The organism is Rhizobacter sp. AJA081-3, from assembly GCF_017795745.1.
GTDB lineage: Bacteria > Pseudomonadota > Gammaproteobacteria > Burkholderiales > Burkholderiaceae_C > Piscinibacter.
In genome coordinates, this window is record NZ_CP059067.1 from 4993839 (window position 1) to 5018435 (window position 24597).

General features: G+C 70.2%; 21 protein-coding genes. 12 read left to right on the top strand and 9 right to left on the bottom strand.

All coding sequences use genetic code 11. The features are described from left to right. Positions 1-6 precede the first annotated feature (6 nt). Positions 7-1299, bottom strand: coding sequence for a glucose-1-phosphate adenylyltransferase (glgC, locus tag HZ992_RS23595; protein WP_209384269.1), 1293 nt, complete (start codon positions 1297-1299; stop codon positions 7-9). 150 nt (positions 1300-1449) lie between these two features. Here glgC and HZ992_RS23600 point away from each other — a divergent pair, with 150 nt between their 5' ends. Then, complete coding sequence (locus tag HZ992_RS23600; protein ID WP_209384270.1) at positions 1450-4110, top strand: bifunctional acetate--CoA ligase family protein/GNAT family N-acetyltransferase; 2661 nt, start codon at positions 1450-1452, stop codon at positions 4108-4110. On the opposite strand, the gene HZ992_RS23605 is transcribed toward HZ992_RS23600, so the two are convergent. After that, positions 4111-4656, bottom strand: a complete 546-nt coding sequence (locus HZ992_RS23605; RefSeq protein WP_209384271.1) for an ECF-type sigma factor — start codon at positions 4654-4656, stop codon at positions 4111-4113. It lies immediately after the preceding gene. A gap of 90 nt (positions 4657-4746) precedes the next feature. Here HZ992_RS23605 and HZ992_RS23610 point away from each other — a divergent pair, with 90 nt between their 5' ends. Continuing rightward, positions 4747-7404 (top strand): serine/threonine-protein kinase, encoded by a 2658-nt coding sequence (locus HZ992_RS23610; RefSeq protein WP_209384272.1) that lies wholly within the window; start codon positions 4747-4749, stop codon positions 7402-7404. A gap of 112 nt (positions 7405-7516) precedes the next feature. Then, positions 7517-8917: a hypothetical protein gene (locus HZ992_RS23615; protein ID WP_209387311.1), complete on the top strand. Its 1401-nt coding sequence runs from the start codon at positions 7517-7519 to the stop codon at positions 8915-8917. A 16-nt stretch (positions 8918-8933) separates the two neighbouring features. Here HZ992_RS23615 and HZ992_RS23620 read toward each other — a convergent pair whose 3' ends face one another. Both HZ992_RS23620 and tldD read right to left on the bottom strand, forming a co-directional pair. Continuing rightward, positions 8934-10046, bottom strand: coding sequence for a 3-deoxy-7-phosphoheptulonate synthase (locus HZ992_RS23620; RefSeq protein WP_209384273.1), 1113 nt, complete (start codon positions 10044-10046; stop codon positions 8934-8936). Between the two features lie 213 nt (positions 10047-10259). After that, positions 10260-11735 carry a metalloprotease TldD gene (gene tldD, locus HZ992_RS23625; RefSeq protein WP_209384274.1) on the bottom strand — a complete coding sequence of 492 codons (1476 nt, stop codon included), beginning with the start codon at positions 11733-11735 and terminating at the stop codon, positions 10260-10262. 165 nt (positions 11736-11900) lie between these two features. Here tldD and HZ992_RS23630 point away from each other — a divergent pair, with 165 nt between their 5' ends. Next, on the top strand, positions 11901-12242 hold the full coding sequence (locus tag HZ992_RS23630; RefSeq protein ID WP_209384275.1) for a hypothetical protein: 342 nt from the start codon (positions 11901-11903) through the stop codon (positions 12240-12242). 25 nt (positions 12243-12267) lie between these two features. On the opposite strand, the gene rsmI is transcribed toward HZ992_RS23630, so the two are convergent. Beyond that, positions 12268-13188, bottom strand: coding sequence for a 16S rRNA (cytidine(1402)-2'-O)-methyltransferase (rsmI, locus tag HZ992_RS23635; RefSeq protein ID WP_209384276.1), 921 nt, complete (start codon positions 13186-13188; stop codon positions 12268-12270). Here rsmI and HZ992_RS23640 point away from each other — a divergent pair. From HZ992_RS23640 to HZ992_RS23650, 3 genes are all read left to right on the top strand, one after another. Next, positions 13178-13561 (top strand): YraN family protein, encoded by a 384-nt coding sequence (locus tag HZ992_RS23640; protein WP_209384277.1) that lies wholly within the window; start codon positions 13178-13180, stop codon positions 13559-13561. The genes rsmI and HZ992_RS23640 overlap by 11 nt on opposite strands. A gap of 61 nt (positions 13562-13622) precedes the next feature. Next, the gene (locus HZ992_RS23645) at positions 13623-14219 is read left to right on the top strand and encodes a phosphoheptose isomerase (protein WP_209384278.1); all 597 of its coding nucleotides are present in this window, start codon (positions 13623-13625) and stop codon (positions 14217-14219) included. Beyond that, complete coding sequence (locus HZ992_RS23650) at positions 14216-14878, top strand: BON domain-containing protein (protein ID WP_209384279.1); 663 nt, start codon at positions 14216-14218, stop codon at positions 14876-14878. The genes HZ992_RS23645 and HZ992_RS23650 overlap by 4 nt, the downstream gene beginning before the upstream one ends. Before the next feature lie 21 nt (positions 14879-14899). Here the strand turns inward: HZ992_RS23650 and HZ992_RS23655 are convergent, their stop codons facing one another. From HZ992_RS23655 to HZ992_RS23665, 3 genes are all read right to left on the bottom strand, one after another. Continuing rightward, positions 14900-15793 (bottom strand): NAD(P)-dependent oxidoreductase, encoded by an 894-nt coding sequence (locus HZ992_RS23655; protein ID WP_209384280.1) that lies wholly within the window; start codon positions 15791-15793, stop codon positions 14900-14902. Positions 15794-15855: 62 nt separating this feature from the next. Further along, on the bottom strand, positions 15856-16992 hold the full coding sequence (locus tag HZ992_RS23660; RefSeq protein ID WP_209384281.1) for a PilT/PilU family type 4a pilus ATPase: 1137 nt from the start codon (positions 16990-16992) through the stop codon (positions 15856-15858). A gap of 21 nt (positions 16993-17013) precedes the next feature. Further along, complete coding sequence (locus HZ992_RS23665) at positions 17014-18057, bottom strand: type IV pilus twitching motility protein PilT (protein ID WP_209384282.1); 1044 nt, start codon at positions 18055-18057, stop codon at positions 17014-17016. Between the two features lie 70 nt (positions 18058-18127). Between HZ992_RS23665 and HZ992_RS23670 the strand changes: the two genes are divergently transcribed. Together HZ992_RS23670 and HZ992_RS23675 are read left to right on the top strand one after the other, a co-directional pair. Continuing rightward, entirely contained in the window at positions 18128-18817 is a 690-nt protein-coding gene (locus tag HZ992_RS23670) for a YggS family pyridoxal phosphate-dependent enzyme (protein ID WP_209384283.1), read from the top strand. 81 nt (positions 18818-18898) lie between these two features. Beyond that, on the top strand, positions 18899-19690 hold the full coding sequence (locus HZ992_RS23675; protein ID WP_209384284.1) for a CsgG/HfaB family protein: 792 nt from the start codon (positions 18899-18901) through the stop codon (positions 19688-19690). 33 nt (positions 19691-19723) lie between these two features. Here HZ992_RS23675 and HZ992_RS23680 read toward each other — a convergent pair whose 3' ends face one another. Further along, a complete protein-coding gene (locus HZ992_RS23680) occupies positions 19724-20209 on the bottom strand; it encodes an Lrp/AsnC ligand binding domain-containing protein (RefSeq protein ID WP_209384285.1) in 486 nt (161 codons plus the stop codon). Between the two features lie 112 nt (positions 20210-20321). On the opposite strand from HZ992_RS23680, the gene HZ992_RS23685 reads away from it, so the two are divergent. Genes HZ992_RS23685 through proC form a run of 3 tightly spaced genes read left to right on the top strand, consistent with a single transcriptional unit; the run spans position 20322 to position 24597 of the window. Next, positions 20322-23306 carry an L-glutamate gamma-semialdehyde dehydrogenase gene (locus tag HZ992_RS23685; RefSeq protein ID WP_209384286.1) on the top strand — a complete coding sequence of 995 codons (2985 nt, stop codon included), beginning with the start codon at positions 20322-20324 and terminating at the stop codon, positions 23304-23306. 54 nt (positions 23307-23360) lie between these two features. Then, positions 23361-23774: a hypothetical protein gene (locus HZ992_RS23690; protein ID WP_245213271.1), complete on the top strand. Its 414-nt coding sequence runs from the start codon at positions 23361-23363 to the stop codon at positions 23772-23774. A gap of 10 nt (positions 23775-23784) precedes the next feature. After that, positions 23785-24597: a pyrroline-5-carboxylate reductase gene (gene proC, locus HZ992_RS23695; RefSeq protein ID WP_209384287.1), complete on the top strand. Its 813-nt coding sequence runs from the start codon at positions 23785-23787 to the stop codon at positions 24595-24597.

Genomic DNA, 24597 nt, shown 5'->3' on the forward strand with positions numbered 1-24597 from the left:
GGGCAGTCAGTACACCGTGTGGACCGACTGTCCGAGCATCTCCGGCGTGACGAGCACGATACCGCGTTCGGTGACATGGAAGCGCTCGCGGTCGGCCGCCAGGTCCACGCCGATCTGCGAGCCGTCGGCGATCAGGCAGCGCTTGTCGACCACGGCGCGGCGGATCACCACGTCGGCACCGATGTTCACGCCCGGTAGCACGACCGATTCCTCGACCAGGCTGCGGTCGCCCACGCGCACCTTCGAGAAGAGGATCGAGCGCCGCACCGTGGCGCCGCTGACGATGCAGCCGCTGGACACCAGCGAGTCCACCGCCACGCCGCGCCGGCCCGGATCGTCGAAGACGAACTTGGCCGGCGGCAGCTGCCGCTGCAGGCTCAGGATCGGCCAGTGCTCGTCGTAGAGGTCGAGTTCGGGCACGACCTGGGTCAGGTCGAGGTTGGCCTCCCAGTAGCTGTCCACCGTGCCGACATCGCGCCAGTAGGGCCGCGCGCCGGGCTGGCAGACGCAGCTGTCCTCGAAGCGGTGGGCGTGTACAGGGTGCCTCGCCACCACGTGCGGGATCAGGTCGTGGCCGAAGTCGTGGCTGGAGCCGGCGTCGTGCGCGTCGCGGATCAGCTCGTCGACGAGGAATTTCGCGTTGAACACGTAGATGCCCATGCTCGCCAGCGCCTTGCCGGGACGACCCGGCAGCGGCTCCGGGCGGGCCGGCTTCTCCTCGAAGGCGAGCACGCGCCGCTGCGCATCCACCTGCATCACGCCGAAGTCGCGGGCCCGCTCGACCGGCACCTCGACGCCGGCCACCGTCAGCTCGGCGCCGCTGGCCACGTGGTCGGCGAGCATCACCGCGTAGTCCATCTTGTAGACATGGTCGCCGGCCAGCACGAGCACGTGTTCGGGCCTGGCTTCGCCGAGCAGATCGAGGTTCTGGTAGACCGCGTTGGCCGTGCCGCTGTACCAGTGTTCGTCGACACGCTGCTGGGCGGGCACGACGTCGATGTACTCGCCCAGGGTCACTTCCAGGAAACCCCAGCCGCGCTCGATGTGGCGGATCAGGCTCTGCGCCTTGTACTGGGTCAGCACGCCGATGCGGCGGATGCCCGAGTTGACGCAGTTGGACAGCGGGAAGTCGATGATCTTCAGCTTGCCGGCGAACGGCACCCCCGGCTTGGCGCGCCAGTCGGTGAGCTGGCGCAGCCGCGAACCGCGCCCGCCGGCCAGCACCAGCGCGTAGGTGCGTTGCGTCAAGTGCAGGTGTCGATGCGCTTCGGACACGGCGGTGGGCGGTTCGGCGGCCATGGTGAGCTCCAGCGCACCGCAACGGGCCGCTCATTTCAGCGTAGGCGCCGCGGTGCACATTGCAATTGCCGTTCGTCAATCGCGTGGCCGTCATCGTCCCGGGCCATCATTGGCGTCCGGCGCGCCCGCGCGCATCTGCCCCCGACCCGCATGAGCATCCGCCACCTCGACCACCTCTTCGACCCCGCCTCGGTGGCGGTGATCGGCGCCTCGCAGCGCGCCGGCAGCGTCGGCGCAACCGTCTGGCGCAACCTGCACGGCAACGGCTTCAAGGGGCGCAGCTTCGCCGTCAACCCGCGCCACCGCAGCTTCGACGGCGTGCCGGTCTATGCCCGAGTGGCCGATCTGCCCGAGGTGCCCGAGCTGGCCATCGTCTGCACGCCGGCCGCCGCCGTACCGGGGTTGATCGCCGAACTGGGCGCCGCCGGCACCCGCGCGGCCGTGGTCCTCACCGCCGGCCTGTCTGCCGCGCAGCGCCAGGCGATGCTCGACGCGGCACGGCCGCATCTGCTGCGCATCCTCGGGCCCAACTGCATCGGCATGCTGGTGCCTCACCTGGGCCTGAACGCGAGCTTCGCGCACATCGACGCGCTGCCGGGCGAGCTGGCCTTCGTCACGCAGTCGGGCGCGCTGATGACGGCGATGCTCGACTGGGCCCGCTCGCGCCGCATCGGCTTCAGCCACCTGGTCTCGCTGGGCGAACATGCCGACGTCGACTTCGGCGACATGCTCGATTTCCTCGGCAGCGACGCGAAGACGCGCGCCATCCTGCTCTACATCGAATCGGTCGAGGCGCCGCGCAAGTTCATGTCGGCGGCGCGTGCGGCGGCGCGCAACAAGCCGGTCATCGTCATCAAGTCGGGGCGTTCGACGCAGGGCCAGCGCGCAGCGGCCTCGCACACCGGGGCGCTGGCCGGCTCCGACATCGTCTACGACGCCGCCATCGCCCGCGCCGGCATGCTGCGCGTGGACACGATGCAGCAGCTCTTCCTGGCCGCCGAGACGCTGACGCGCTTCCGCGCCAACCGCGGCGAGCAGCTGGCGGTCCTCACCAACGGCGGTGGCGCCGGTGTGATGGCGGCCGATTGCGCCGCGCATGTCGGCGTGGAACTCACCGACCTGCACGCCGACACGATCGCACGGCTCGACGCGCAGATGCCCGCCAACTGGTCGCACGGCAACCCGGTGGACATCATCGGCGACGCGCCGGCCGAGCGCTACGTGCAGGCGCTGGAGGCGCTGAACGCCGACCCCGGCGCCGGCGCGGTGCTGTTCATCCATGCGCCCACGGCGATCGTGCCGAGCGCCGACATCGCCCGCGCGCTGGTGCCGCTGGCCAGCCAGTCGCCGCCGCGCGTGCTCGGCTGCTGGCTGGGTGGCGATTCGGTGGCGCAGGCGCGCGAGATCTTCCGCGAGGCCGGCATTGCCGGCTACGAGACGCCCGAGGAGGCGGTGCGTGCGTTCGCGATGCTCACCACCTACCGGCGCAACCAGGCGCAGCTGATCGAGGCGGCGCCGGCGCGACCCTTCCAAGCCGCCGAGCCTGATCTGCCGGCGGTGCGTGCGATGGTGCAGCAGGTGCTGGGCAGCGGCCGCGAGATGCTCACCGAGCCGGAGGCCAAGGCGGTGCTCGCTGCCTACGGCATCCCGGTGGTGGCCACGCAGCGTGTCGGGCTCGATCCTGCCGAGACCGTGAGCGCGGCGCGCGCGATGGGCTTTCCGGTGGCGATCAAGATCCTCAGTGCCGACATCTCGCACAAGTCCGATGTCGGCGGAGTGGCCCTCGGACTGGACAGCGAGGAGCAGGTGCGCGCCGCCACCGCCGAGATGCTGGAGCGCGTACGCGCCCAGCGACCGCAGGCGAAGCTCGACGGCTTCACCGTGCAGTCGATGGTGCAGCGTGCCGGCGCGCAGGAACTGATCGTCGGCGCCAGCATCGACCGCGTCTTTGGCCCGGTGATCCTGTTCGGCCAGGGCGGCACGGCGGTCGAGGTGCTGGCCGATCGCGCTATCGCGCTGCCGCCCTTGAACGAGCCGCTGGCGCGCGCCCTGGTGGCGCGCACGCGGGTGGCCAGGCTGCTGCGCGGCTTTCGCGACACGCCGCCGGCCGACGAGGCGAGCGTGCACGCCGTGCTGATCGCGGTATCGCAGTTGCTCGCCGACGTGCCGCAGATCGCCGAGCTCGACATCAACCCGCTGATCGTCGATGCGAAAGGCGCGATCGCTCTCGATGCGCGCATCCGGCTGAGTGTCACCGCGCCGGCCGGCGCCTTGAACTTCGCCATCCGGCCCTACCCGGCGCACCTGACGCAACGCCTCGAATGGCACGGCCGCCAGCTCACGCTGCGGGCCATCCGCCCGGAGGACGAGGCGCAGCACCTCGATTTCCTCAGCCACCTCGACCCCGAGGACGTGCGCATGCGCGTCTTCTACAGCCGGCGCAGCATCGAGCGCACCGAACTCGCGCGCCTGACTCAGATCGACTACGCGCGCGAGATGGCCTTCGTCGCCACCGCGCCCGGGCCGGACGGCGCCGAGCAGACGCTGGGCGTGGTGCGTGCCGTGGCCGACCCCGACAACATCGAAGCCGAGTTCGGCATCATCGTGCGCAGCGAGCTCAAGGGCGAAGGCCTGGGCGAGCTGCTGCTGCAACGCATGGTCGTGTACCTTCGCGAGCACGGCACGAGGCGCCTCGTGGCCACCGTGCTCGCAGAGAACACGCGCATGCTCCAACTGGCGCGAGAGCTCGGCTTCGTCGAGTCGCCCAGTCGCCAGGAGCCGGGGACTCGCTGGGTCGAGCTCGCGCTCTGATCAACGCACGCGCAGCTCGCGGTGCAGCCAAGCGCGCGCCACCGCCCAGTCGCGCTTGAGCGTGGCCAGCGAGATACCGAGCAGCTCGGCGGCCTCCTCGTTCTCGAGACCGCCGAAAAACCGCAGCTCCACCACCTTGGCGGCGCGTGCATCCACCGCCTCGAAGGCGAGCAGGGCCTCGTGCACGTCGACGAGGTCGCGGCCCGGCGTGCCCGTCCAGCGCTCCAGCGTGCCCAGCGTGAGCGGCACCAGCTCGGCATCGCGCTTCTCGGCGCGGCGCGCGAGCGCGTGGTTGACGAGAATGCGCCGCATCATCGTCGAGGCCACGGCGAGGAAGTGGCTGCGGTTCTTCCAGCGCGTGCGCGATTGCTCGGCGAGGCGGAACCAGGCCTCATGTGCCAGCGCGGTGGGGGTCAGTGTGTGCCCGGCTTCCTCGCGCCGCAACTGGGCGCGCGCCGCGCGGCGCAGTTCGCCGTAGAGCAGTTCGAACAGCCGGTGCGCGACCTGTGGGTCGCCGGAATCCACGTGTGCGAGCCACTGTGTCACGTCGGCTTCGTGGAGAATTTCCGCGTCGACGCTCATCTGAGGTGGTGGCTGGCCATGTGCCGATTGTGCCGCCGCCCCTAGCATCGGCGCATGCGCCAGACCGCGTCTTCCGCCGCCGATTGGGACAAAGTGCGCGCCTTGTTCGACGCCGCGCTCGCGCTCGAGGAAGGCGAGCGCGAGGCGCTGCTCGCCGACCCGTCGCACGAGGCGGCAGTGCGAGCCGAGGTGCTCTCGCTGCTGGCCCATGCGGCCCGGGATGGGGATGACTTCCTGGTGCGGCCGGGGCTGGCCGATGCGTCGCACCTGCCGGACAGCCGCGTCGGCCAGCGCTGCGGCGCGTGGTGCATCACCGCGCCCATCGGCAGTGGCGGCATGGGCGAGGTGTGGCTGGCCGAGCGCGCCGACGGCGCCTTCAGCGGTCAGGCCGCCATCAAGGTGCTCAAGCGCGGCATGGACTCCGACGCGGTGCTGTCGCGGTTCGCGCTCGAGCAGCAGTCGCTCGCGCGACTGAACCATCCGCACATCGCCCACCTGCTCGATGCCGGCCGCACGGCCGACGGCCTGCCCTACTTCGTCATGGAACACGTGGCCGGGCGACCGATCGACCAGGCCTGCGAGGGCCTGCCGGTAGCGCAGCGCCTGGCGCTGTTCCTGCAGCTGGCCGAGGCGGTGGCCCACGCGCACCGCAACCTGCTGCTGCACCGTGACCTCAAGCCCGGCAACGTGCTGGTCACCGCGCAGGGGCAGGTCAGGCTGCTGGATTTCGGCATCGCCAAGGCGATCGATCCTTCGGGTGGCGCTGACGCCGAGCACACGCATGCCGGGCCGCGCCCCTTCACGCCGCAGTTCGCCAGCCCCGAGCAGGTGCGCGGCGAGGCGGTCGGCACGGCCACCGACATCTATAGCCTGGGCGTGCTGCTGTACGTCATGCTCACCGGCAGCCGACCCTATGGCCGCGGCTCGAGCACGCCGATGGAAGCGGCGCGCAGCGTGCTCGAGGAAGAGCCGACGCGGCCCAGTGCGCTGCCGCCACCGGGCTCCGACGCCGATGCAGCCTTGCTGGCGAGCCGCAGGTGCCTGCAGGGCGATCTCGACACCATCCTGCTCAAGGCGCTGGACAAACGCATCGAGGCGCGCTACTCCAGCGTCGAGGCGATGGCCGGCGACGTGCGTGCGCATCTGGCCGGCCGGCCGGTGAACGCGCGTGCCCCGCGCTTGGGCTACCTGTTCGGCAAGTTCGTGAAGCGCAACCGTTGGGCCGTCGGCGCCGCGGCGCTGGGTGCGCTGGCGCTGGTCGGCGGCCTCGCCTCGACGCTGTGGCAGATGCGCCAGGCCGAGGCAGCCCGCCTGAGCGCCGAGCAGCGCTTCGCCGACGTGCGCCGGCTCGCCAATCGGCTGGTGTTCCAGTACCACGACCAGATCGCCAGCCTGCCGGGCTCGACCCGGGTGCGTGCCGAGCTGCTGGGCGACGCGCAGGGCTACCTCGACGAACTGAACCGCCACGTCGGCAACGACGGCACGCTGGCCAGAGAGCTCGCCGAGACCTACTTCCGTCTCGCCGTGCTGCAGGGCGAGGCCTTCTCGCCCAGCCTGGAGCGACTCGATGCCGCGCAGGCCAACCTCGACAAGGCGATCGCGCTGCTGCCGCGCTACATCGATGCGGCAGGCGTCGAGGTGGCTGCGCTCGCCACTGCGGCCGACATGTGGATGGCGCAGTCCTCGCAGCGGTGGCGGCGCGCCCATCTGGGGCTGGGCCGCCGGGCTCTCGAGCAGGCGCGGGCGCTGGCCGAGCGGGCTCGCCGGCAAGCACCGGACGACCCCAAGGTGCTCTCGCTGCTGGGCACGCTGGAAGGTCGGCTGGGCCTGCTGATCGGCGGCAGCGCGGCCAGCGCCAGCCTGGGCCGCACCGCCGAGGCGGTGTCCCACCTGGAGGCTTCGCTCGCCCACATGCAGGTGCTGGAGCGCCTTGACCCGGCCAACGCGGAGTGGGTGCACGAGCTCGCCTGGGCCTGCTACATCGGCGCCTATGCCGCCAACCTGCGCGGAGACGACGCGCTGGCGGTGTCGCTGGCCGAGCGGGCCGTGGCCCTGCGCGACCGCGCCGCGCGCATGTTGCCGGACAACGCCCATCTGCGCCACCAGACGGCCATTGCGCGGCTGGTGCTCGCGGTCTCGCTCGCACATGCAGGACGTCACGAACGTGCGTTGCCGCTGATGGACGAGGCGCAGGCCATCGTGCGCGCCAGCGTGGCCGCCGACGCCTCGAACCAGGCGGCGCAGCGCGACCTGCGCGTCAGCGGCTTCGCCCGCGGCCGGATCCTGGTGCTGGCCGGCCGCCACGACGAGGCGCGTGGGGTGCTGGCCGAGGCGCTGGCCGCCGTGCCCGCGAAGACACTGGCCGAGGACTTCTACCTCGCCCGCGCACGCGCCGACGGCCTGGTCTGGGCGGCGCGGGCCTGGCTCGATGGCGATGCGGCGCGTGCGCTGGCCCTGGCCGACGAAGCGATCGAGGTCGTGCAGGCGGCAGCGCCCGGCGACGGCAATGCGAGCCGGCTGTGGACGCTCGCCCAGGCCCAAGGCGAACGCGCGGCGGCCTTGGCGCGCCTGGGCCGCCGCGAGCAGGCCAGCGTGGCGGCCACGTTGGCCCTGGCGACGTGGCAGCAAGGCTCCCCGGAGGGCCGCACGCCGGGCCTGTTCGACCTCTGGGTCGCGCGTGACCGCGAACTCGCCCACCCTGACAGACCCTGAGCCGACTGCGCAGCGCCAATGAGCCGTCGGCGCCGGATTTCCTGCGTAACCCGACAAGCCGATCCGCCTGAGGCGCCGGCGACCTCGAACGTTCAACGCAAGGACCCCGACCATGAGAGCCCTGACCCCTGCCTCCCTGACCGCCCTGTTCGCCGCCGTCGTGCTGTCCGGCTGTGGTGGCGGCAACGATGCCCCGGCACCCGCCGCCGGGCCGTCCCCCGCACCGGCCCCCGCACCGGCCCCCGCGCCCGCCCCCGCCGGCAGCTGCGGCACGATGCGCGTGCTGGGTGCGACCGAGCTGGCCGCATTCGACGGCAGCTACGTGGTGAAGGTCTTCGACGGCAGTAGCATGACGCCTGCCGAACTTGGCGGGGCCACGCTGGCGTTGGCCGGCAGCACGCTGACCTACACGCCCGACAGCGGGCTGGCCGGATCGAGCGCCGCCACGGCAACGGTGACCGCAGTGTGCGAGAACACCAACTCGTCCGGCGCGCCGATTGGCGTCGTCGCAGTGATCGACACGCAGCGCCATGTCGACTTCTTCGCGCCGGCGTTCAATGGTCTGTACGTCTCCGGCAGCGATCTCGGCAGCGATCCCGCCGCCGGCCGCTACCTGCAGGGCACGCTGGCGAAGAACACCACGGCACCCGCGCCTGCACCCGCGCCTGCACCGTCGGGCAGCTACCTCGGCTTCGCCGCCAGCGCTCCCGCCACGGGTGGCGGCAACGCCACCGCAAGCGCCGGCGCCTGGCTGGCCGGTACCTACTACGGCCGATCGTCGGCCAACTCCACCTGCACGCTGCAGATCGACGCGGCCGGCCAGTTCGTCGGCTCGATGAACGGCAGCACACAGACAGGCGTGCTCGACGGCGAAGGCAACGACCGCGCCGTGAGCGTGCCCACGGCCGGTTTCGCCTTCGGCGTGACCGCCACCTCGACCGGCCAGGGCGTGAGCACCGGCGGCGTGGGCGGGCGGCTGACCAACTTCCAGCTCGGCGGCGTGCTGGACTTCTGCGCCGTGATGTTCAGGTCGGACACGCCGATGACCATCGCACCGGCGACCTCGGCGCCGATGGTGCTGAAGAACAGCGGCCTGCTCGCGTCGGAACTGCCGGCAGCCGTCATCGGCACGCGCCAGGGTTACGCGGTCGGCACCCTGTTCTCTCCGCGCAGCGCGCCGGTGGCTTGCACGCTGAACGTGGCGGCCGACGGCAGCGTCACGCTGACCACCGGCGACCGCAACTTCAGCGCCCAGGTCGACGGCGGCTCCGGCAGTGCCGCCGATGCCAGTCTGTCGGGCCGCATCTCGGGCTACCAGAGCCTGACCGCCGCGAACGGCCTGTTCTACCGCGTCAATGCGCTGTCGCTCAGCGGCGCGAGCGACGTGACCGAGATCCTCATCGAGCTCGCGCACACGTCGGCGGGCAGCCAGGTCAGCTACGCCTCGGCACAGGTGCGGCCGGCTGCCGGCGGCGTCGGCAGCGTGTCCGACGCCTGCTATTTCCCGAACTGAGCCACGCGGGCTGCGCTCAGCCTCGGCGCTGCTTCACGGCCGCGCCGAGGATCTCCAGCACTTCCAGCGAGTCGTCCCAGCCGATGCACGCATCGGTGATGCTCTGGCCGTAGGCGAGCTGGGCCGGATCGTCCTTGCCGGGGCTGAACTTCTGCGCGCCGGCTGTCAGGTGGCTCTCCACCATCACGCCGAAGATGCAGCGGCCACCGGCCTTCATCTGCGCGGCGATGTCGCGCGCCACGTCGACCTGCTTCTGGTGCTGCTTGCTGCTGTTGGCGTGGCTGCAATCGACCATCAGCGTGCAGTCGAGCTTGGCCGCCTCGATCTCCTTGCAGGCCGCGGCCACGCTGGCGGCGTCGTAGTTCGGCGCCTTGCCGCCGCGCAGGATGACGTGGCAGTCCTTGTTGCCGCGTGTCTCGACGATGGCCACCTGGCCGTTCTTGTGCACCGACAGGAAGTGGTGCGGCCGCGCCGCCGCCTGGATGGCGTCGGTGGCGATCTTGATGTTGCCGTCGGTGCCGTTCTTGAAGCCGATCGGCGCCGACAGGCCGGAGGCCAGCTCGCGGTGCACCTGGCTCTCGGTGGTGCGCGCGCCGATCGCGCCCCAGGAGATCAGGTCGCCGATGTACTGCGGCGAGATGACGTCGAGGAACTCGCTGCCCGCCGGCATGCCGGCCCGATTGATCTCGACGAGCAACTGCCGCGCGATGCGCAGGCCCTCGTCGATGCGGTAGCTCTCGTCGAGGTAGGGGTCGTTGATCAGGCCCTTCCAGCCCACCGTGGTGCGCGGCTTCTCGAAGTAAACGCGCATGACGATCTCCAGCCGGTCGGCGTACTTGTCGCGCTGCACCTTCAGGCGGCGCGCGTAATCGATCGCGGCGGCCGGGTCGTGGATCGAGCACGGGCCCATGACCACCAGCAGCCGGTCGTCCTTGCGCTGCATGATGTTGCGGATCGCCGCGCGGGTGTTGCCGATCAGCGTCTCGACCGCCGTGCCGGCGATCGGGAAGAAGCGGATCAGGTGCTCCGGCGGCGGCAAAGGAGTCACGTCCTTGATGCGCTGGTCATCGGTCTGGCTGGTGCGCTCGCTGCGCGCATACCAGGCCTCGCTGGTGGGTTTGCTGGTCATGGCGGACGGCTCCTCGTGATGTTCTGGTGGGCGGGATGCGCGGGCCGAAAAAAAACCGCCGGGCGGGTGCCCGGCGGTTTCGGATTCGGTGCGCTGTCGTTGTCGGCTAAGCGCTTGCCTCTCCATCCGCCGGGCGGTGCGAGAACCAAAAGTACGCAAAAAAGAAGGACTTCTGCGAGCGCATGGGCCGAACTCTAGCACGCCGCGCTGGCGTCAGGCCGTGCCGCCCACGGTGAGGCGATCGATACGCAAGGTCGGCTGGCCCACGCCCACGGGCACGCTCTGCCCGTCCTTGCCGCACACGCCCACGCCGGTGTCGAGTTTCATGTCGTTGCCGATGGCGCTCACGCGCGTCAGCGCATCCGGGCCGTTGCCGATGATGGTGGCGCCCTTCACCGGGTACTGGATCTTGCCGTTCTCGACCCAGAAGGCCTCGCTCGCCGAGAAGACGAACTTGCCGCTGGTGATGTCGACCTGGCCGCCACCGAAGTTGGTGGCGTACAGGCCGCGCTTCAGGCCCGCGATGATCTCTTCCTTGGTCTTGTCGCCGCCGAGCATGTAGGTGTTGGTCATGCGCGGCATCGGCACGGCGGCGTAGCTCTCGCGCCGGCCGTTGCCCGTGGGCTTGACCTTCATGAGGCGCGCATTCAGCGAGTCCTGGATGTAGCCCTTGAGGATGCCGTCCTCGATCAGCACGTTGCGCTGCGAGGCATGGCCCTCGTCGTCGATGTTCAGCGAGCCGCGGCGGTCGGGGATGGTGCCGTCGTCGAGCACGGTCACACCCTTGGCGGCCACGCGCTGGCCGATGCGCCCGGAGAACGCGCTCGAACCCTTGCGGTTGAAGTCGCCCTCCAGCCCGTGGCCGATCGCCTCGTGCAGCAGCACGCCGGGCCAGCCCGGGCCGAGCACCACGCTCATCTCGCCGGCCTTGGCCGGGCGCGATTCGAGGTTGGTCAGCGCCGCCGTCACCGCCTGGTCGACGTAGCTCTCGATCATGGCGTCGTGGAAGTAGCCGAAGCCGAAGCGCCCGCCGCCGCCGCCGGAGCCGACCTCGCGGCGCACCTGGCCATCGACCGTCTGCTCGGCGATTACCGTCACCGACAGGCGCACCAGCGGCCGCACGTCGGCGGCCAGCGTGCCGTCGGCGCGCGCCACCAGCACCACGTCGTACTCGCCGGCCAGGCCGGCCATCACCTGCACGATGCGCGGGTCCTTGGCGCGTGCCAGCTTCTCGACGCGCTCGAGCAGCGCCACCTTCTGCGTGCTGTCCAGCGTGGCGATCGGGTCCATCGGCGCGTAGAGGATGCGGCTGGGCGCGATCTTCGTCGGCGTGTCGATCTTGATGCGCCGGCTCTGGCCGGCCGCGGCGATGGTGCGCACCGTGGCCGCGGCGTCGAGCAGCGCGGCCTCGGAGATGTCGTCGGAGTAGGCGAAGGCGGTCTTCTCGCCGGCCACCGCGCGCACCCCCACGCCCTGGTCGATGCCGAAGCTGCCGCTCTTGACGATGCCCTCTTCCAGGCTCCAGCCCTCGCTGCGCGTGTACTGGAAGTACAGGTCCGCGTCGTCGATCCGGTGTGTGGCGATGGTGGCCAGCGCCTTGCCCAGCGTCGCCTCGGTCAGGCCGAAGGGCTCGAGCAGCAGCGAGCGTGCAATGGCCAGGCGTTCGATCGTGGGTTCACGGGAGATCATGGCGGCGTCCTCGGCAAGTGAAGTTCATTGTAGGAGCGGGCTTGCTTCGCACGTCTTTACGAGGGTTTACGGACCGGCCGTGCACGGGCGTCGCGCGGCGTTCGTTGAAAGGTCACGAAGCGCAAAGTTCAAGACGCTTCGCCGACAACCCCAAGGACACGCACCATGTTCACCTTCAAGACCCTTGCCGTCGCCGCCACGCTGGCCGTTGCCACCGCCGGCGCTTTCGCCCAGGCCGCTTCGTCGCCTGCCGCCACGCCGCGCGTCGACCAGCGCCAGGCCAACCAGGAAAAGCGCATCGACCAGGGCATCGCCTCGGGCGAGCTCAACCAGCGCGAGACGCGCCGCCTCGAGAAGCAGCAGAACGTCATCAACCGCGCCGAAGACAAGGCCAAGGCCGACGGCACGGTCACGAAGACCGAGCGCCGCAGCCTGCACAAGATGCAGAACCACGCGAGCAAACGCATCCACCACCAGAAGCACGACGCGCAGACCGCCAAGCCGTGAGCCGAGAGCGGCCGGCCTGCACGGCTCAGCCGCCCTGTGACTCACGCTTGCGTGCGAGGGCGCGCTCGTACAAGGCGTTGCGCGGCGCGCCGGTCAGCTCGACCGCCAGCGCCACGGCCTGCTTCAACGGCAGCGCGGCGAGCAGCGCGTCGAGCACGTGATCATGGCGATCGGGCAGCGACTCGTCGCCACTGCGATCGAGCGCATGGATCACCAGCACGAACTCGCCGCGCAGCCGGTTCGCGTCGTCGGCCAGCCACTGCGGCAGTGTTGCGGCAGGCAGGCTCGTCACCGACTCGAACTGCTTGGTCAACTCCCGGCACACGGTGACCCGGCGCGCGCCGCAGGCCGCCGCCAGCTCTGCGGCCAGCGGCGCGATGCGGTGCGGCGCTTCGAACAGGATGGCCGTGTGTGCGTCGGCGGCGATGCGTTGCAGCGCCAGCGCACGCTCGCCGGCCTTGGCCGGCAGGAAGCCGTGGAACACGAAACCGTGGCCCAGCGCGTCGCCGGCCACGCTCAAAGCGGCGGCGGCGCTGCTGGGGCCTGGCACCGGAATGCAGCGCTGGCCGGCCGCGGTCACCGCTGCCACCAGGGCTGCACCCGGGTCGCTGACGGCCGGCGTGCCGGCGTCGCTGACGAAGGCCACGCGCTCGCCGCGCCCCAGCCGTTCGATCACGCCCGCGGCCGCTTCGCGCTCGTTGTGCTCATGCACCGCCAGCAGCGGCTTTCCCTCGACGCCCAGCGTGCGCAGCAGCGGCGCGCTGTGGCGCGTGTCCTCGCAGGCGATCGCGTCGACGAGGCCGAGCACGTGGATGGCGCGCAGGCTCAGGTCGGCGAGGTTGCCGATCGGCGTGGCCACGACGTACAGTGCGCCGGCCGGATAACTCTGGCCGCCGGCCGCCGCAGCGGCGGCCTGCCGCAACAACGAGGCGTCGATGGTGTTCACGGGTCGGCAGACGACGAAGGCGATCGGGGATGCGGGCGAGGCGCTCGCGCTGAAACATCTGCAGCGCGCGGGCCTGGTGCTGGTGGAGCGCAATTATCGGGTCGCGCGCGGACCCAGCGCGCGCGGTGGCGAAGTCGACCTGATCCTGCGCGATCAAGACGGCACGCTGGTGTTCGTCGAGGTGCGCGCCCGCAGCGACGCCGGCCATGGCGGCGCGGCAGCCAGCGTGGGCTCGGCCAAGCAGCGCCGCATCGTGCTCGCGGCGCGTCACTACCTGATGCGGCTGGCCGCCCCGCCGCCCTGCCGGTTCGACGTGGTCGCCCTCGACGGCGCGCGCATCGAGTGGCTTCGCGCCGCCTTCGACGCTTCGTGACACCGTGTCACCTCTGTGCACGGAACCGCGGCGACGAGTGCGTGTCTTATGATCGGCGACCATGCTTGAACAACGCATCCAGCAGCAATTCTTCGACAGCGCAGACCTGAAGTACGCCGCCGCAGAGATCCTGTCCAAGCCCATCGCCGACGCAGTGAACACGGTGGTGGGCTGCATCACAGCCGGCGGCAAGGTACTCGCGTGCGGCAACGGCGGCTCGGCCAGCGACGCGCAGCACTTCGCGGCCGAGTTCATCGGGCGCTTCGAACGCGAGCGTCCCGGCCTCGCGGCCATCGCGCTGACCACCGACACGTCGATCATCACGGCCATCGGCAACGACTACGACTTCAACTCGATCTACTCCAAGCAGGTGCAGGCGCTCGGCGCGCCCGGCGACGTGCTGCTGGCCATCAGCACCAGCGGCAACTCCGCCAACGTGCTGGCCGCGGTGGAAGCCGCACGCGCAAAGGACATGACCGTCATCGCGCTGACCGGCCGCGGCGGCGGCAAGCTGCGCGAGCGGCTCGGCGAAACCGACGTGCACATCTGCGTGCCGCACGAGCGCACCGCGCGCATCCAGGAAGTGCACATCCTCGTGCTGCACTGCCTGTGCGATGCGGTCGACCTTCAACTGCTCGGTGAACAGGAAAACACATGACCCTTCGCTCCAGACTCGTTCGCCCGACGTTCGTGCTCGCCGCCGTGGCGACTTCCGCCCTGATATCGGCCTGCGCGCCGCTGCTCGTCGGCGGCGCGGTGATGGGCACTTCGCTCATGGTGACCGACCGCCGCACCTCGGGCACCCAGCTCGAGGACCAGGCCATCGAGCTGAAGGCGATGACGCGCACGCGCGAAGCCGTCGGTGAGCGCGGCCACGTCAACGCGACCAGCTACAACCGCACGCTGCTGCTGACAGGCGAAGTGGCGGCCGACACCGACAAGGTCGCCGTCGAGCAGGCCGTGGCCAAGATCGAGGGTGTGCGCACCGTCGTCAACGAGTTGGTGGTGGCGGGCTCGTCCTCTCTGGCCGCCCGCTCGAACGACGCCATCCTGACCAGCAAGGTGAAGGCGAGCTTCATCGACGCGAAGGACGTGTTCGCCAACGCGATCAAGGTCGTCAGCGAACGCGGCACCGTCTACCTGATGGGCCGTGTCACCGAGCGCGAAGCCAATCGCGCCTCCGACATCGCGCGCAGCGTGAGCGGCGTGCAGAAGGTGGTGCGCGTATTCGAGGTGATCACCGAGGCCGAGCTGGCCGACCTGCAGCCCAAGCAAGGGCAGACCCAGGCGCAGCCGCAACCGCAGCCGAAGCCGTAGGCCCTCGTCTCGGGCCGCCGGTCAGCGCAGGCGCTTGATCAGGCTCGAGGTGTCGAGCCGGTTCGCGCCCTGTGCCTGCAGGTCGGCGTAGAACTGGTCGACCAGCGCGGTGACGGGCAGCCGGGCGCCGTTGCGCCGGGCCTCGTCGAGCACCAGGCCGAGGTCCTTGCGCATCCAGTCGATCGCGAAGCCGAAGTCGAACTGGCCCTCGACCATCGTCGGGCCGCGGTTGTCCATCTGCCAGCTCTGCGCGGCGCCCTTGCCGATCACGCCGAGCACGGCCTTCATGTCGAGGCCGGCCTTCTCGCCGAAGGCGATGGCCTCCGACAGGCCCTGCACCAGACCGGCGATGGCGATCTGGTTCACCATCTTGGCGAGCTGACCTGCCCCGTGCGGGCCGAGCAAGTTGACGGCTTTCGAGAAAGCCATCGCCACCGGCTTCATGGTCTCGAAGGCGGCCGCATCGCCGCCGCACATCACCGTCAGCGCGCCGTTGATCGCGCCGAGGTTGCCGCCGGACACCGGCGCGTCGATGAACTGCAGGCTGCGTTTCGCAGCCTCGGCGCCCAGCTCGCGCGCCACCTCGGCCGAGGCCGTGGTGTGGTCGACGAAGATCGCGCCGGGCTTCATGCCGGCGAAGGCGCCGTCGTCGCCGAGCGTCACCGAGCGCAGGTCGTCGTCGTTGCCGACGCAAGCGAAGACAATGTCGGCCCCCTTGGCGGCTTCGCGCGGCGTGGCGGCATGGCAGCCGCCGTACTCGGCCGCCCATTGCACGGCCTTGGCCGCGGTGCGGTTGTAGACCGTGGTGCGGTGCCCGGCGCGGGCCAAGTGGCCGGCCATCGGGTGGCCCATCACCCCCAGGCCGAGGAAGGCGACGTCGCCCGCCGGCGTGGGTTCGTAGGTTCGGGTGCTCATGTCGTGTCCCAAAAAGAACACGGCCTCTGACGAGGCCGTGCGGTGTTCGGCGAAGCGCCAGATTACACGATCGTCAGGTGCTCCGTGCCGGCCGCGAGGTCGGAGCTGCGCGCGCGCTGGCTGTGCAGCTTGACCTGCAGGCGCAGGTCGTTCACCGAGTCGGCATTGCGCAGGATGTCTTCGTAGGTGACGAGGTTGCTCTCGTACAGATCGAACAGCGCCTGGTCGAAGGTCTGCATGCCGAGCTCGCGCGAGCGCTTCATCAGGTCCTTGATGTCGGAGACCTCGCCCTTGAAGATCATGTCGGCGATCAGCGGCGTGTTCAGCAGGATCTCGACGGCGGCGACGCGGCCCTTGCCTTCCTGGCGCGGCAGCAGTCGCTGCGAAACCAGGCCCTTGAGGTTGAGCGACAGGTCCATCAGCAACTGGGCGCGCCGCTCTTCCGGGAAGAAGTTGATGATGCGATCCAGCGCCTGGTTGGCGCTGTTGGCATGCAGCGTGGCCATGCACAGGTGGCCGGTCTCGGCGAAGGCCACCGCGTGCTCCATCGTCTCGCGGTCGCGGATCTCGCCCATCAGGATCACGTCGGGCGCCTGGCGCAGCGTGTTCTTCAGCGCTGCCTCCCAGCCATCGGTGTCGATGCCGACCTCTCGCTGCGTGACGATGCAGTTCTTGTGCGGGTGCACGAACTCGACCGGATCCTCGATCGTGATGATGTGGCCGTGCGTGTTCTCGTTGCGGAAGTCGACCATCGCCGCCAGCGAGGTGCTCTTGCCCGAGCCGGTGGCGCCGACGAAGATCACCAGGCCGCGCTTGGTCAGCGCCACGTCCTTGAGCACCTGCGGCAGATTCAGCGTGTCGATGGTCGGCAACGTCTGCGGGATCGTCCGCATCACCAGGCCGACATTGCCCTGCTGCACGAAGGCGTTGACGCGGAAGCGACCGATGCCCTGCGGCGAGATCGCGAAGTTGCACTCCTTGGTGCGCTCGAACTCGGCGGCCTGCTTGTCGTTCATCACCGAGCGCGTCAGTGCCAGCGTGTGCGCACCGGTCAGCGGCTGCGGCGATACCTTCGTCACCTTGCCGTCGACCTTGATCGCGGGCGGGAAGTCGGCGGTGAGGAACAGGTCCGAACCGTTGCGCGACACCATCAGGCGCAGCAGGTCGTTGACGAATTTGGATGCCTGGTCGCGTTCCATGATTCAGCGTTCCTTCAGGGCTCAGCCAGGGAAGTTCTCGGGGAACTTGGCTTTGGCGCGTGCTTCGGCCGGCGAGATCACGTTGCGCCGCACCAGGTCGGCGAGGTTCTGGTCGAGCGTCTGCATGCCCATGCTGTTGCCGGTCTGGATCGACGAGTACATCTGCGCGATCTTGTTCTCGCGGATCAGGTTTCGGATGGCCGCCGTGCCCAGCATGATCTCGTGCGAGGCGACGCGGCCGCTGCCGTCCTTGAGCTTGCACAGCGTCTGCGAGATCACGCCGATCAGCGACTCCGACAGCATCGCGCGCACCATCTCCTTCTCGGCCGCCGGGAACACGTCGACCACCCGGTCGACCGTCTTCGCCGCGCTCGAGGTGTGCAGCGTGCCGAACACCAGGTGGCCGGTTTCCGCGGCAGTCAGCGCCAGGCGGATGGTTTCCAGGTCGCGCATTTCGCCCACGAGGATGGCGTCCGGGTCCTCGCGCAGCGCGGAGCGCAGCGCGTTCGAGAAGCTCAGCGTGTGCGGGCCGACCTCGCGCTGGTTGACCAGGCACTTCTTCGACTCGTGAACGAACTCGATCGGGTCTTCCACCGTGAGCACGTGGCCGAACTCGTTCTCGTTGAGGTGATTGACCATCGCCGCCAGCGTGGTCGACTTGCCCGAGCCGGTCGGGCCGGTCACCAGCACCAGGCCGCGCGGCTTGAGCGCCAGTTCGGCGAACACCTTCGGCGCGTTGAGCTGCTCGAGCGTGAGGATCTTCGACGGAATCGTCCGGAACACGGCGCCGGCGCCGCGGTTCTGGTTGAAGGCGTTGACGCGAAAGCGCGCCAGGCCCTGGATCTCGAACGAGAAGTCGCACTCCAGCGTCTCTTCGTAGGCCTTGCGCTGCGAGTCGTTCATGATGTCGTACACCATGTCGTGCACTTGCTTGTGCTCGAGCGGGTCGACGTTGATGCGGCGCACATCGCCGTGCACCCGGATCATCGGTGGCAGTCCGGCGGACAGGTGCAGGTCAGACGCCTTGTTCTTGACCGAGAACGCCAGCAGTTGGGTGATGTCCATGGGGTAACCGGATGTACGAGTCGCGGAAGCGGCGCGGCGTGCGCCGTCGCGTGGATACTCTCGGCGCATTATGGCGACGATCTCCAGCAACATACAACAAGTGCGCGCTCGCATTGCGCAGGCCTGCGACAGCGCGCGGCGCCCCGTGCAAAGCGTCACGCTGCTGTGCGTGAGCAAGACCTTCGGGCCTGATGCGGTGCGCGCTGCGCACGCAGCCGGCGAGCGCTGTTTCGGCGAGAACTACGTGCAGGAGGCGCTCGACAAGATCGCTGCGCTGGCCGACCTGCGCGAGTCAATCGAGTGGCATCTGATCGGCCCGCTGCAGAGCAACAAGACGCGCGTGGTGGCCGAGCAGTTCGACTGGGTGCACTCGGTCGACCGGCTGAAGATCGCGCAGCGGCTGTCCGAGCAGCGCCCCGCCCACCTGCCACCGCTGCAGCTGTGCCTGCAGGTCAACATCAGCGGGGAGGCGAGCAAGAGCGGCCTGGCGCCCGCCGAAGTGAGCGCGGTGGCGCAGGCCGTCGCGGCGCTGCCGCGGGTCGTGCTGCGCGGCCTGATGGCGATTCCCGAACCGGCCGGCGACCAGCAGGCGCAGCGTGTGCCGCACCGCGCGCTGCGCGAGTTGCTGGAGCAGTTGCGCGCGCAGGGCCTGCCGCTCGACACGCTGTCGATGGGCATGAGTGCCGACCTCGACGCGGCCATCCTGGAGGGCGCGAGCATCGTTCGGGTCGGCAGCGCGATCTTCGGCGCACGCGGCTGAGCGGGGCCTGCAGCCGTGGCGGCGGTGCCGCACAATGCGCGCCGATCAGCCCGCGCTCCAGACGGGCCAGGGAGTGACCAGATGATTCGATGCGCAACAGCGCTGGTGGCCGCTTTGCTCGTGGCCGGTTGCGGCAAGCAGGGCGTGGAACTCGGCCAGGGCGGCTCGGTGGTCACCGGCTCCGGCGGCTCGGCGGGGGCCCAAGGGGCCGCCAAGGAACTCGCGCGCTGCGAGGCGCCGGTGGCGGTGGTTTCGCTGGTCGAGAACCAGCATGGCTACGTCGGCATCGGCCGTGGCGGTCTGCCCGAGTCGCCGCTGCCGCTGGTGCGCGTGCTCATGCAGCAGAGCGGATGCTTTCGCATCGTCGACCGCAACGCCGGCCTCGACGCCACCGTGCGCGAGCAGGAGCTGAAGGACAAGGGCGTGCTGCGCCAGGACGACACCACCGTGCGCAAGGGCCGCGGCATCGTCGCGCAATACAGCGTCGTGCCCAGCCTGACCTTCAGCGAGCAGGACGCGGGCCGGCAGATCGGCGGCATCCTGGCGCAGATCCCCTTCCTCAACAAGCTCGCCGGTGCGGCGGAGCAGGTCAAGCTCAAGGAGGCGCAGGTCGTGCTGCTGCTCACCGACAACGAGACCACCGAGCAGCTCTCCTCGGCCACTGGCGCGGCGCGTACCACCGACCTCGGCCTGGGCGGCCTGGTGATCGGCAAGACTGGCGGCGCCGGCGGCATGGGCTGGAGCAACACCAACGAAGGCAAGGTGATCGCGGCCGCTTTCCTCGACGCGCACAACCACCTCGTCGAACAGGTGCGCGTGCTCGCCGCCAAGCCGCTGCCCGAGCCGGTGCGGACCAGCGCGAAGGCGAAGTGATCGCTGCGCGAGAGGGCGGCTCGCGTCGGCGGTTCAGATCGCCAGCTGCGTGGTGTTCTTCACCTCTTCCATCACCGCGTAGGTGCGCGTCTCGCGCACGCCCGGGAGCGCCCAGATGACCGAGCCCACCAGTTCGCGGTAGGCCTGCATGTTGGCCACGCGCGTCTTGATCAGGTAGTCGAAGCCGCCGGCCACCAGGTGGCATTCCTGGATCTCGGCGCGCACCTGTACTGCCGCCTTGAAGGCGTTCATCGCATCGTGCGTGGTGCGGTCCAGCACCACCTCGATGAAGACCAGCATGCCGGCGCCGAGCTTGTCGGGGTTCAACCGCGCCTCGTAGCCGAGGATGAAGCCGTCGCGCGTCAGCCGCTTGACGCGCTCGAGCACCGCGGTGGGCGACAGGTGAACTTCTTCTGCCAGCTTCAGGTTGGAGATGCGCCCGTCCTTCTGAAGAACGCGCAGGATGCGGGTGTCGATCTTGTCGAGGGCGTAGGCGCGGTCGGCGTCGTCGGTCGTCATGGGCTGGCCGAAGTTATGGCGGTTGAGGGCGGGTCGTTTGGCGATTAATCCTAGCGGCCCGTTGCTAACCTAGCAACAAATTCGACGCCTGCCGGATATTCGGAGCTTCACCATGTTCGTCACCCCGCCTCTCCAAGCCCGCCTGCCCGACCCCTACCGCCCCGAGCGCGCGGTGCTCGACGCCGCACTCGCTCGCCTGGCAGGCCGGCTCGACTGGCCCGCGGCGATGCGCCGCGCCACGCCCTGGGTTCACGGGGTGCGCGACACACCCGCGCCGTTCTGGGCGATGGAATCGCTGCTGCGCGAATACCCCATCTCCAGCGCCGAAGGGCTGGCGCTGATGCGCCTGGCCGAAGCGCTGCTGCGCGTGCCCGATGCCGAGACGGCCATCGCGCTCACTGCCGACCAGCTCGGCAAGGCCGAGTTCGACGCACCCGGCGAGGGCCCGCACCGCATGCTGGCCAGCCTGTCGGCCAGCGCGATCGCGATGTCCAAGCGCTTCCTGCCGGGGGCGGAGGGCGAGTCCGGCCTGCTCAAGCGCCTGGGCGCGCAGACCGTGGTGGCGGCCACGGTGCGCGCCATCCAGCTGCTGGGCCGCCAGTTCGTGCTCGGGCGCGACATCGGTGAGGCGATGGCCGAGGCCGCCGCCCAGCGCCGCCACCAGCCCAGGCTGCGCTTCAGCTACGACATGCTGGGCGAAGGTGCGCGCACCGATGCCGATGCGCAGCGCTACCTGGCGGCGTACCGGCAGGCGATCGAGCGCATCGAAGCGGCCGGACGGACCGACGGCCCGGAGGCCGCGGATGGCATCTCGATCAAGCTCAGCGCGCTGTTCTCGCGCTACGAAGACGGCCAGCGCGAGCGCGTGTTCGCCGAGCTGTTGCCGCGCGTGTGGCCGCTGGTGGACGCCGCCGCGCGTGCCGACATGAACTTCACCATCGATGCAGAAGAGAGCGACCGGCTCGAACTCTCGCTCGATGTCTTCGAGGTGCTGGCCGCCCGCATCGCGCAGACCCACCCGCAATGGCGTGGCTTCGGCATGGCGGTGCAGTCGTACCAGACGCGCTCGCTCGAGGTCGTCGACGAGATCGCGCGCATCGCCCGCGCGCACGGCCTGCGTTTCATGGTGCGCCTGGTCAAGGGCGCCTACTGGGACGGCGAAGTCAAGCGTGCCCAGGAGCTGGGCCTGGCCGGCTACCCGGTGTTCACGCACAAGCACCACACCGACATCTCCTACCTCGCCTGCGCGCAGGCGCTGATCGGCCACGCCGAGCTCATCTACCCGCAGTTCGCCACGCACAACGCCGGCACCGCGGCGGCGATCCTGCAGATGGCCGCCGGCGGCAACGCGAAGTTCGAGATGCAACGCCTGCACGGCATGGGCGAAGGGGTCTACCGCGAGTTCATGGCGGCGTCCGACGTGCCGGTGCGTGTCTACGCGCCGGTGGGCGAGCACCGCGACCTGCTCGCCTACCTGGTGCGCCGGCTGCTGGAGAACGGCGCCAACTCGTCCTTCGTGCACCAGCTCGCCGACCCGCAGGTCGATGTCGAGGCGCTGCTCGCCTCGCCGCTCGTGCCGGCGGTGCAGCCGGGGCTGACGATGCCGGTGGGGCTTTACGGCGCCCGCCCGAACTCGACCGGCGCCGACCTCGCCTGCCTGGCGCAGCGCGAGCCTCTGCTTCGCGCGATCGAAGGTGCCCGCATCGACACCGTCAAGGAAGCGTCGGCCGACGACATCGCCGCCGCCATGCAGCGCCTGCACGCCGCGCACCCGCGCTGGAATGAGGTGCCGCTGGCCGAGCGCGCCGCCGCCTTGCGCCGCGCCGCCGATGTGCTCGACGCGAGGCTGGCCGAGTTCTGCGGCCTGCTCGTCAAGGAGGCGCACAAGACGCTCGGCGACTGCGTGGCCGAGGTGCGCGAGGCAGTCGACTTCCTGCGCTACTACGCCGACCAGGCCGAGCAGCGCCTGGCCGTGCAGGCCCTGCCCGGCCCGACCGGCGAGCACAACGAGCTGCGCCTGCACGGACGCGGCGTGTTCGTCTGCATCAGCCCGTGGAACTTCCCGCTGGCCATCTTCGCCGGCCAGGTCGCCGCAGCGCTGGTGGCCGGCAACAGCGTGGCCGCCAAGCCGGCCGAGCAGACGCCGTTCGTCGCGCAACGCATGGTGGCGTTGCTGCACGAAGCCGGCGTGCCCGCCGACGCGCTGGTGCTGCTGCACGGCCCGGGCGAGACGGTGGGCGCGGCGCTGGTCGCCGATGCGCGCACCGCCGGCGTGTGCTTCACCGGCTCCACCGCGGTGGCGCGCATCATCAACCGCACGCTCGCCGGCAAGGACGGTCCCATCGTGCCGCTGATCGCCGAGACCGGCGGCATCAACGCGATGCTGGTCGATAGCACCGCGCTGCCCGAGCAGGTGGTCGACGCGGTCGTGCAGAGCGCCTTCCGCTCCGCCGGCCAGCGCTGCTCGGCGCTGCGCCTGCTCGTCGTGCACGAGGGCATCGCCGACGCGGTGATCGAGATGATCCGCGGCGCCATGCAGGAGCTGATCGTCGGCGACCCGGCGCTGCTGGCCACCGACGTCGGCCCGGTGATCGATGGCGAGGCTTTCGCCGGCATCCGCTCGCATGTCGAGCGGCTCAGGCGCGAGGCCCGACTCATCGGCGAGACGCCAGTGAGCTCCACCTACGCGCGCCTGATCGCGCCGGTGGCCTTCGAGCTGCCGGCCATCGCCGACGTGAGGCAGGAGATCTTCGGCCCGGTGCTGCACGTGGTGCGCTGGAAGGGCGACATCGACGCCGTGGTGGCGCACGTCAACGCGCTCGGCTACGGCCTCACGCTGGGCATCCAGACGCGCATCGACAGCCGTGCCTTGCGCATCGCGAACGCGGCGCGCATCGGCAACGTCTACGTCAACCGCAACATGATCGGCGCGGTGGTCGGCGTGCAGCCCTTCGGTGGCGAGGGCCTGTCGGGCACCGGCCCGAAGGCCGGCGGCCCGCACTACCTGTACCGCTTCTGCGCCGAGCAGACGTTGACCATCAACACCGCCGCGGCCGGCGGCAACGCGGAGCTGCTCGCCGGGCTGACGCCGGCCTGAGCGTGGCGGTGTGCGAGGATCGCGGCTGTCATCCGTTCGCCTCCCACCGCATTCATGATCAAGAACATCGTCATCGGCGTCGTCGCCCTGCTCCTGCTGGCCGTCGCCTGGTTTGCTTTCGCGCTCAACTGGAGCTACTCCAGCGGCGAGCGCGCCGGCTGGGTGCAGAAGTTCTCGCACAAGGGCTGGATCTGCAAGACCTGGGAGGGCGAGCTGGCGCTGGTGTCGCTGCCCGGCAGCACGGTCGAGAAGTTCTTCTTCACCGTGCACGACGACGCCCTGGCGCACAAGCTCAGCGCCGCGATGGGCAAGCGCGTGAGCCTGCACTACGAAGAGAAGGTCGGCCTGCCGACCAGCTGCTTCGGCGAGACGCGCTACTTCGTCACCGGCTTCGTCGAGACCACCGAGATCCCGATCGGCGCCGGCGTCGTCGTGCCCACGCCGCCGGCCGCTTCGGCCGCGAAATGAGGAACACGCGATGAGCAAGGACGTGCTGGCCTTCATCGGCGGCGGCAACATGGCCGCGGCCATCATCGGTGGGCTGCGCGCCAGTGGCCGCCCGGCCGATTCCATCCTCGTCGTCGACCCGGGCGAAGCACAGCGCGACAAGCTGCGCGCCGAGCACGGCGTGCGCACCTTCGCCGCCGCCGACCCGGCGCTGGCGACGGCCAGCGTGGTGGTGTGGGCGGTCAAACCGCAACTGTTCCATGCCGCTGCAGCGCCCTGTGCTGCGCACATCGCCGGCGCCTTGCAGCTCAGCGTCATGGCCGGCATCCGCAGCGACGCGATCGCGCGGGCCACCGGCAGCCAGCGCGTGGTGCGCAGCATGCCCAACACGCCGGCGCTGATCGGCCAGGGCATCGCCGGGCTCTATGCGCGCGAGGCGGTGAACGCCGCCGAGAAGGCCACCGCCGAGGCGCTGCTCGCGCCCACCGGCCGCACGCTGTGGGTCGCGCGCGAGGAAGACCTCGACGCCGTGACCGCGCTGTCGGGCTCCGGCCCGGCCTACGTCTTCTACTTCGTCGAGGCGATGATGCAGGCGGCGCAGGAGATGGGCCTGAGCGCCGAGCAGGGCAAGCAGCTCGCGCTGGCCACCTTCGCCGGCGCCACCTCGCTCGCGCAGGCCTCGAGCGAGCCGCCGGAGGTGCTGCGCGAACGCGTCACGTCCAAGGGCGGCACCACCTACGCGGCCCTCACCTCGCTGGAAGCCAGCGGCGTGAAGGCCGCCTTCGTGAAGGCGTTGAAGGCCGCGCAGCTGCGCGCGAAGGAACTCGGCGACGATTTCGGCTGA

Excerpts from the sequence above, each read along its gene's own strand:
- glgC (WP_209384269.1), bottom strand. The coding sequence starts at position 1,299 with ATGGCCGCCGAACCGCCCACCGCCGTGTCCGAAGCGCATCGACACCTG.
- HZ992_RS23600 (WP_209384270.1), top strand. The coding sequence starts at position 1,450 with ATGAGCATCCGCCACCTCGACCACCTCTTCGACCCCGCCTCGGTGGCG.
- HZ992_RS23610 (WP_209384272.1), top strand. The coding sequence starts at position 4,747 with ATGCGCCAGACCGCGTCTTCCGCCGCCGATTGGGACAAAGTGCGCGCC.
- HZ992_RS23615 (WP_209387311.1), top strand. The coding sequence starts at position 7,517 with ATGAGAGCCCTGACCCCTGCCTCCCTGACCGCCCTGTTCGCCGCCGTC.
- HZ992_RS23620 (WP_209384273.1), bottom strand. The coding sequence starts at position 10,046 with ATGACCAGCAAACCCACCAGCGAGGCCTGGTATGCGCGCAGCGAGCGC.
- tldD (WP_209384274.1), bottom strand. The coding sequence starts at position 11,735 with ATGATCTCCCGTGAACCCACGATCGAACGCCTGGCCATTGCACGCTCG.
- HZ992_RS23630 (WP_209384275.1), top strand. The coding sequence starts at position 11,901 with ATGTTCACCTTCAAGACCCTTGCCGTCGCCGCCACGCTGGCCGTTGCC.
- HZ992_RS23640 (WP_209384277.1), top strand. The coding sequence starts at position 13,178 with ATGGTGTTCACGGGTCGGCAGACGACGAAGGCGATCGGGGATGCGGGC.
- HZ992_RS23645 (WP_209384278.1), top strand. The coding sequence starts at position 13,623 with ATGCTTGAACAACGCATCCAGCAGCAATTCTTCGACAGCGCAGACCTG.
- HZ992_RS23650 (WP_209384279.1), top strand. The coding sequence starts at position 14,216 with ATGACCCTTCGCTCCAGACTCGTTCGCCCGACGTTCGTGCTCGCCGCC.
- HZ992_RS23655 (WP_209384280.1), bottom strand. The coding sequence starts at position 15,793 with ATGAGCACCCGAACCTACGAACCCACGCCGGCGGGCGACGTCGCCTTC.
- HZ992_RS23660 (WP_209384281.1), bottom strand. The coding sequence starts at position 16,992 with ATGGAACGCGACCAGGCATCCAAATTCGTCAACGACCTGCTGCGCCTG.
- HZ992_RS23665 (WP_209384282.1), bottom strand. The coding sequence starts at position 18,057 with ATGGACATCACCCAACTGCTGGCGTTCTCGGTCAAGAACAAGGCGTCT.
- HZ992_RS23670 (WP_209384283.1), top strand. The coding sequence starts at position 18,128 with ATGGCGACGATCTCCAGCAACATACAACAAGTGCGCGCTCGCATTGCG.
- HZ992_RS23675 (WP_209384284.1), top strand. The coding sequence starts at position 18,899 with ATGATTCGATGCGCAACAGCGCTGGTGGCCGCTTTGCTCGTGGCCGGT.
- HZ992_RS23680 (WP_209384285.1), bottom strand. The coding sequence starts at position 20,209 with ATGACGACCGACGACGCCGACCGCGCCTACGCCCTCGACAAGATCGAC.
- HZ992_RS23685 (WP_209384286.1), top strand. The coding sequence starts at position 20,322 with ATGTTCGTCACCCCGCCTCTCCAAGCCCGCCTGCCCGACCCCTACCGC.
- HZ992_RS23690 (WP_245213271.1), top strand. The coding sequence starts at position 23,361 with ATGATCAAGAACATCGTCATCGGCGTCGTCGCCCTGCTCCTGCTGGCC.
- proC (WP_209384287.1), top strand. The coding sequence starts at position 23,785 with ATGAGCAAGGACGTGCTGGCCTTCATCGGCGGCGGCAACATGGCCGCG.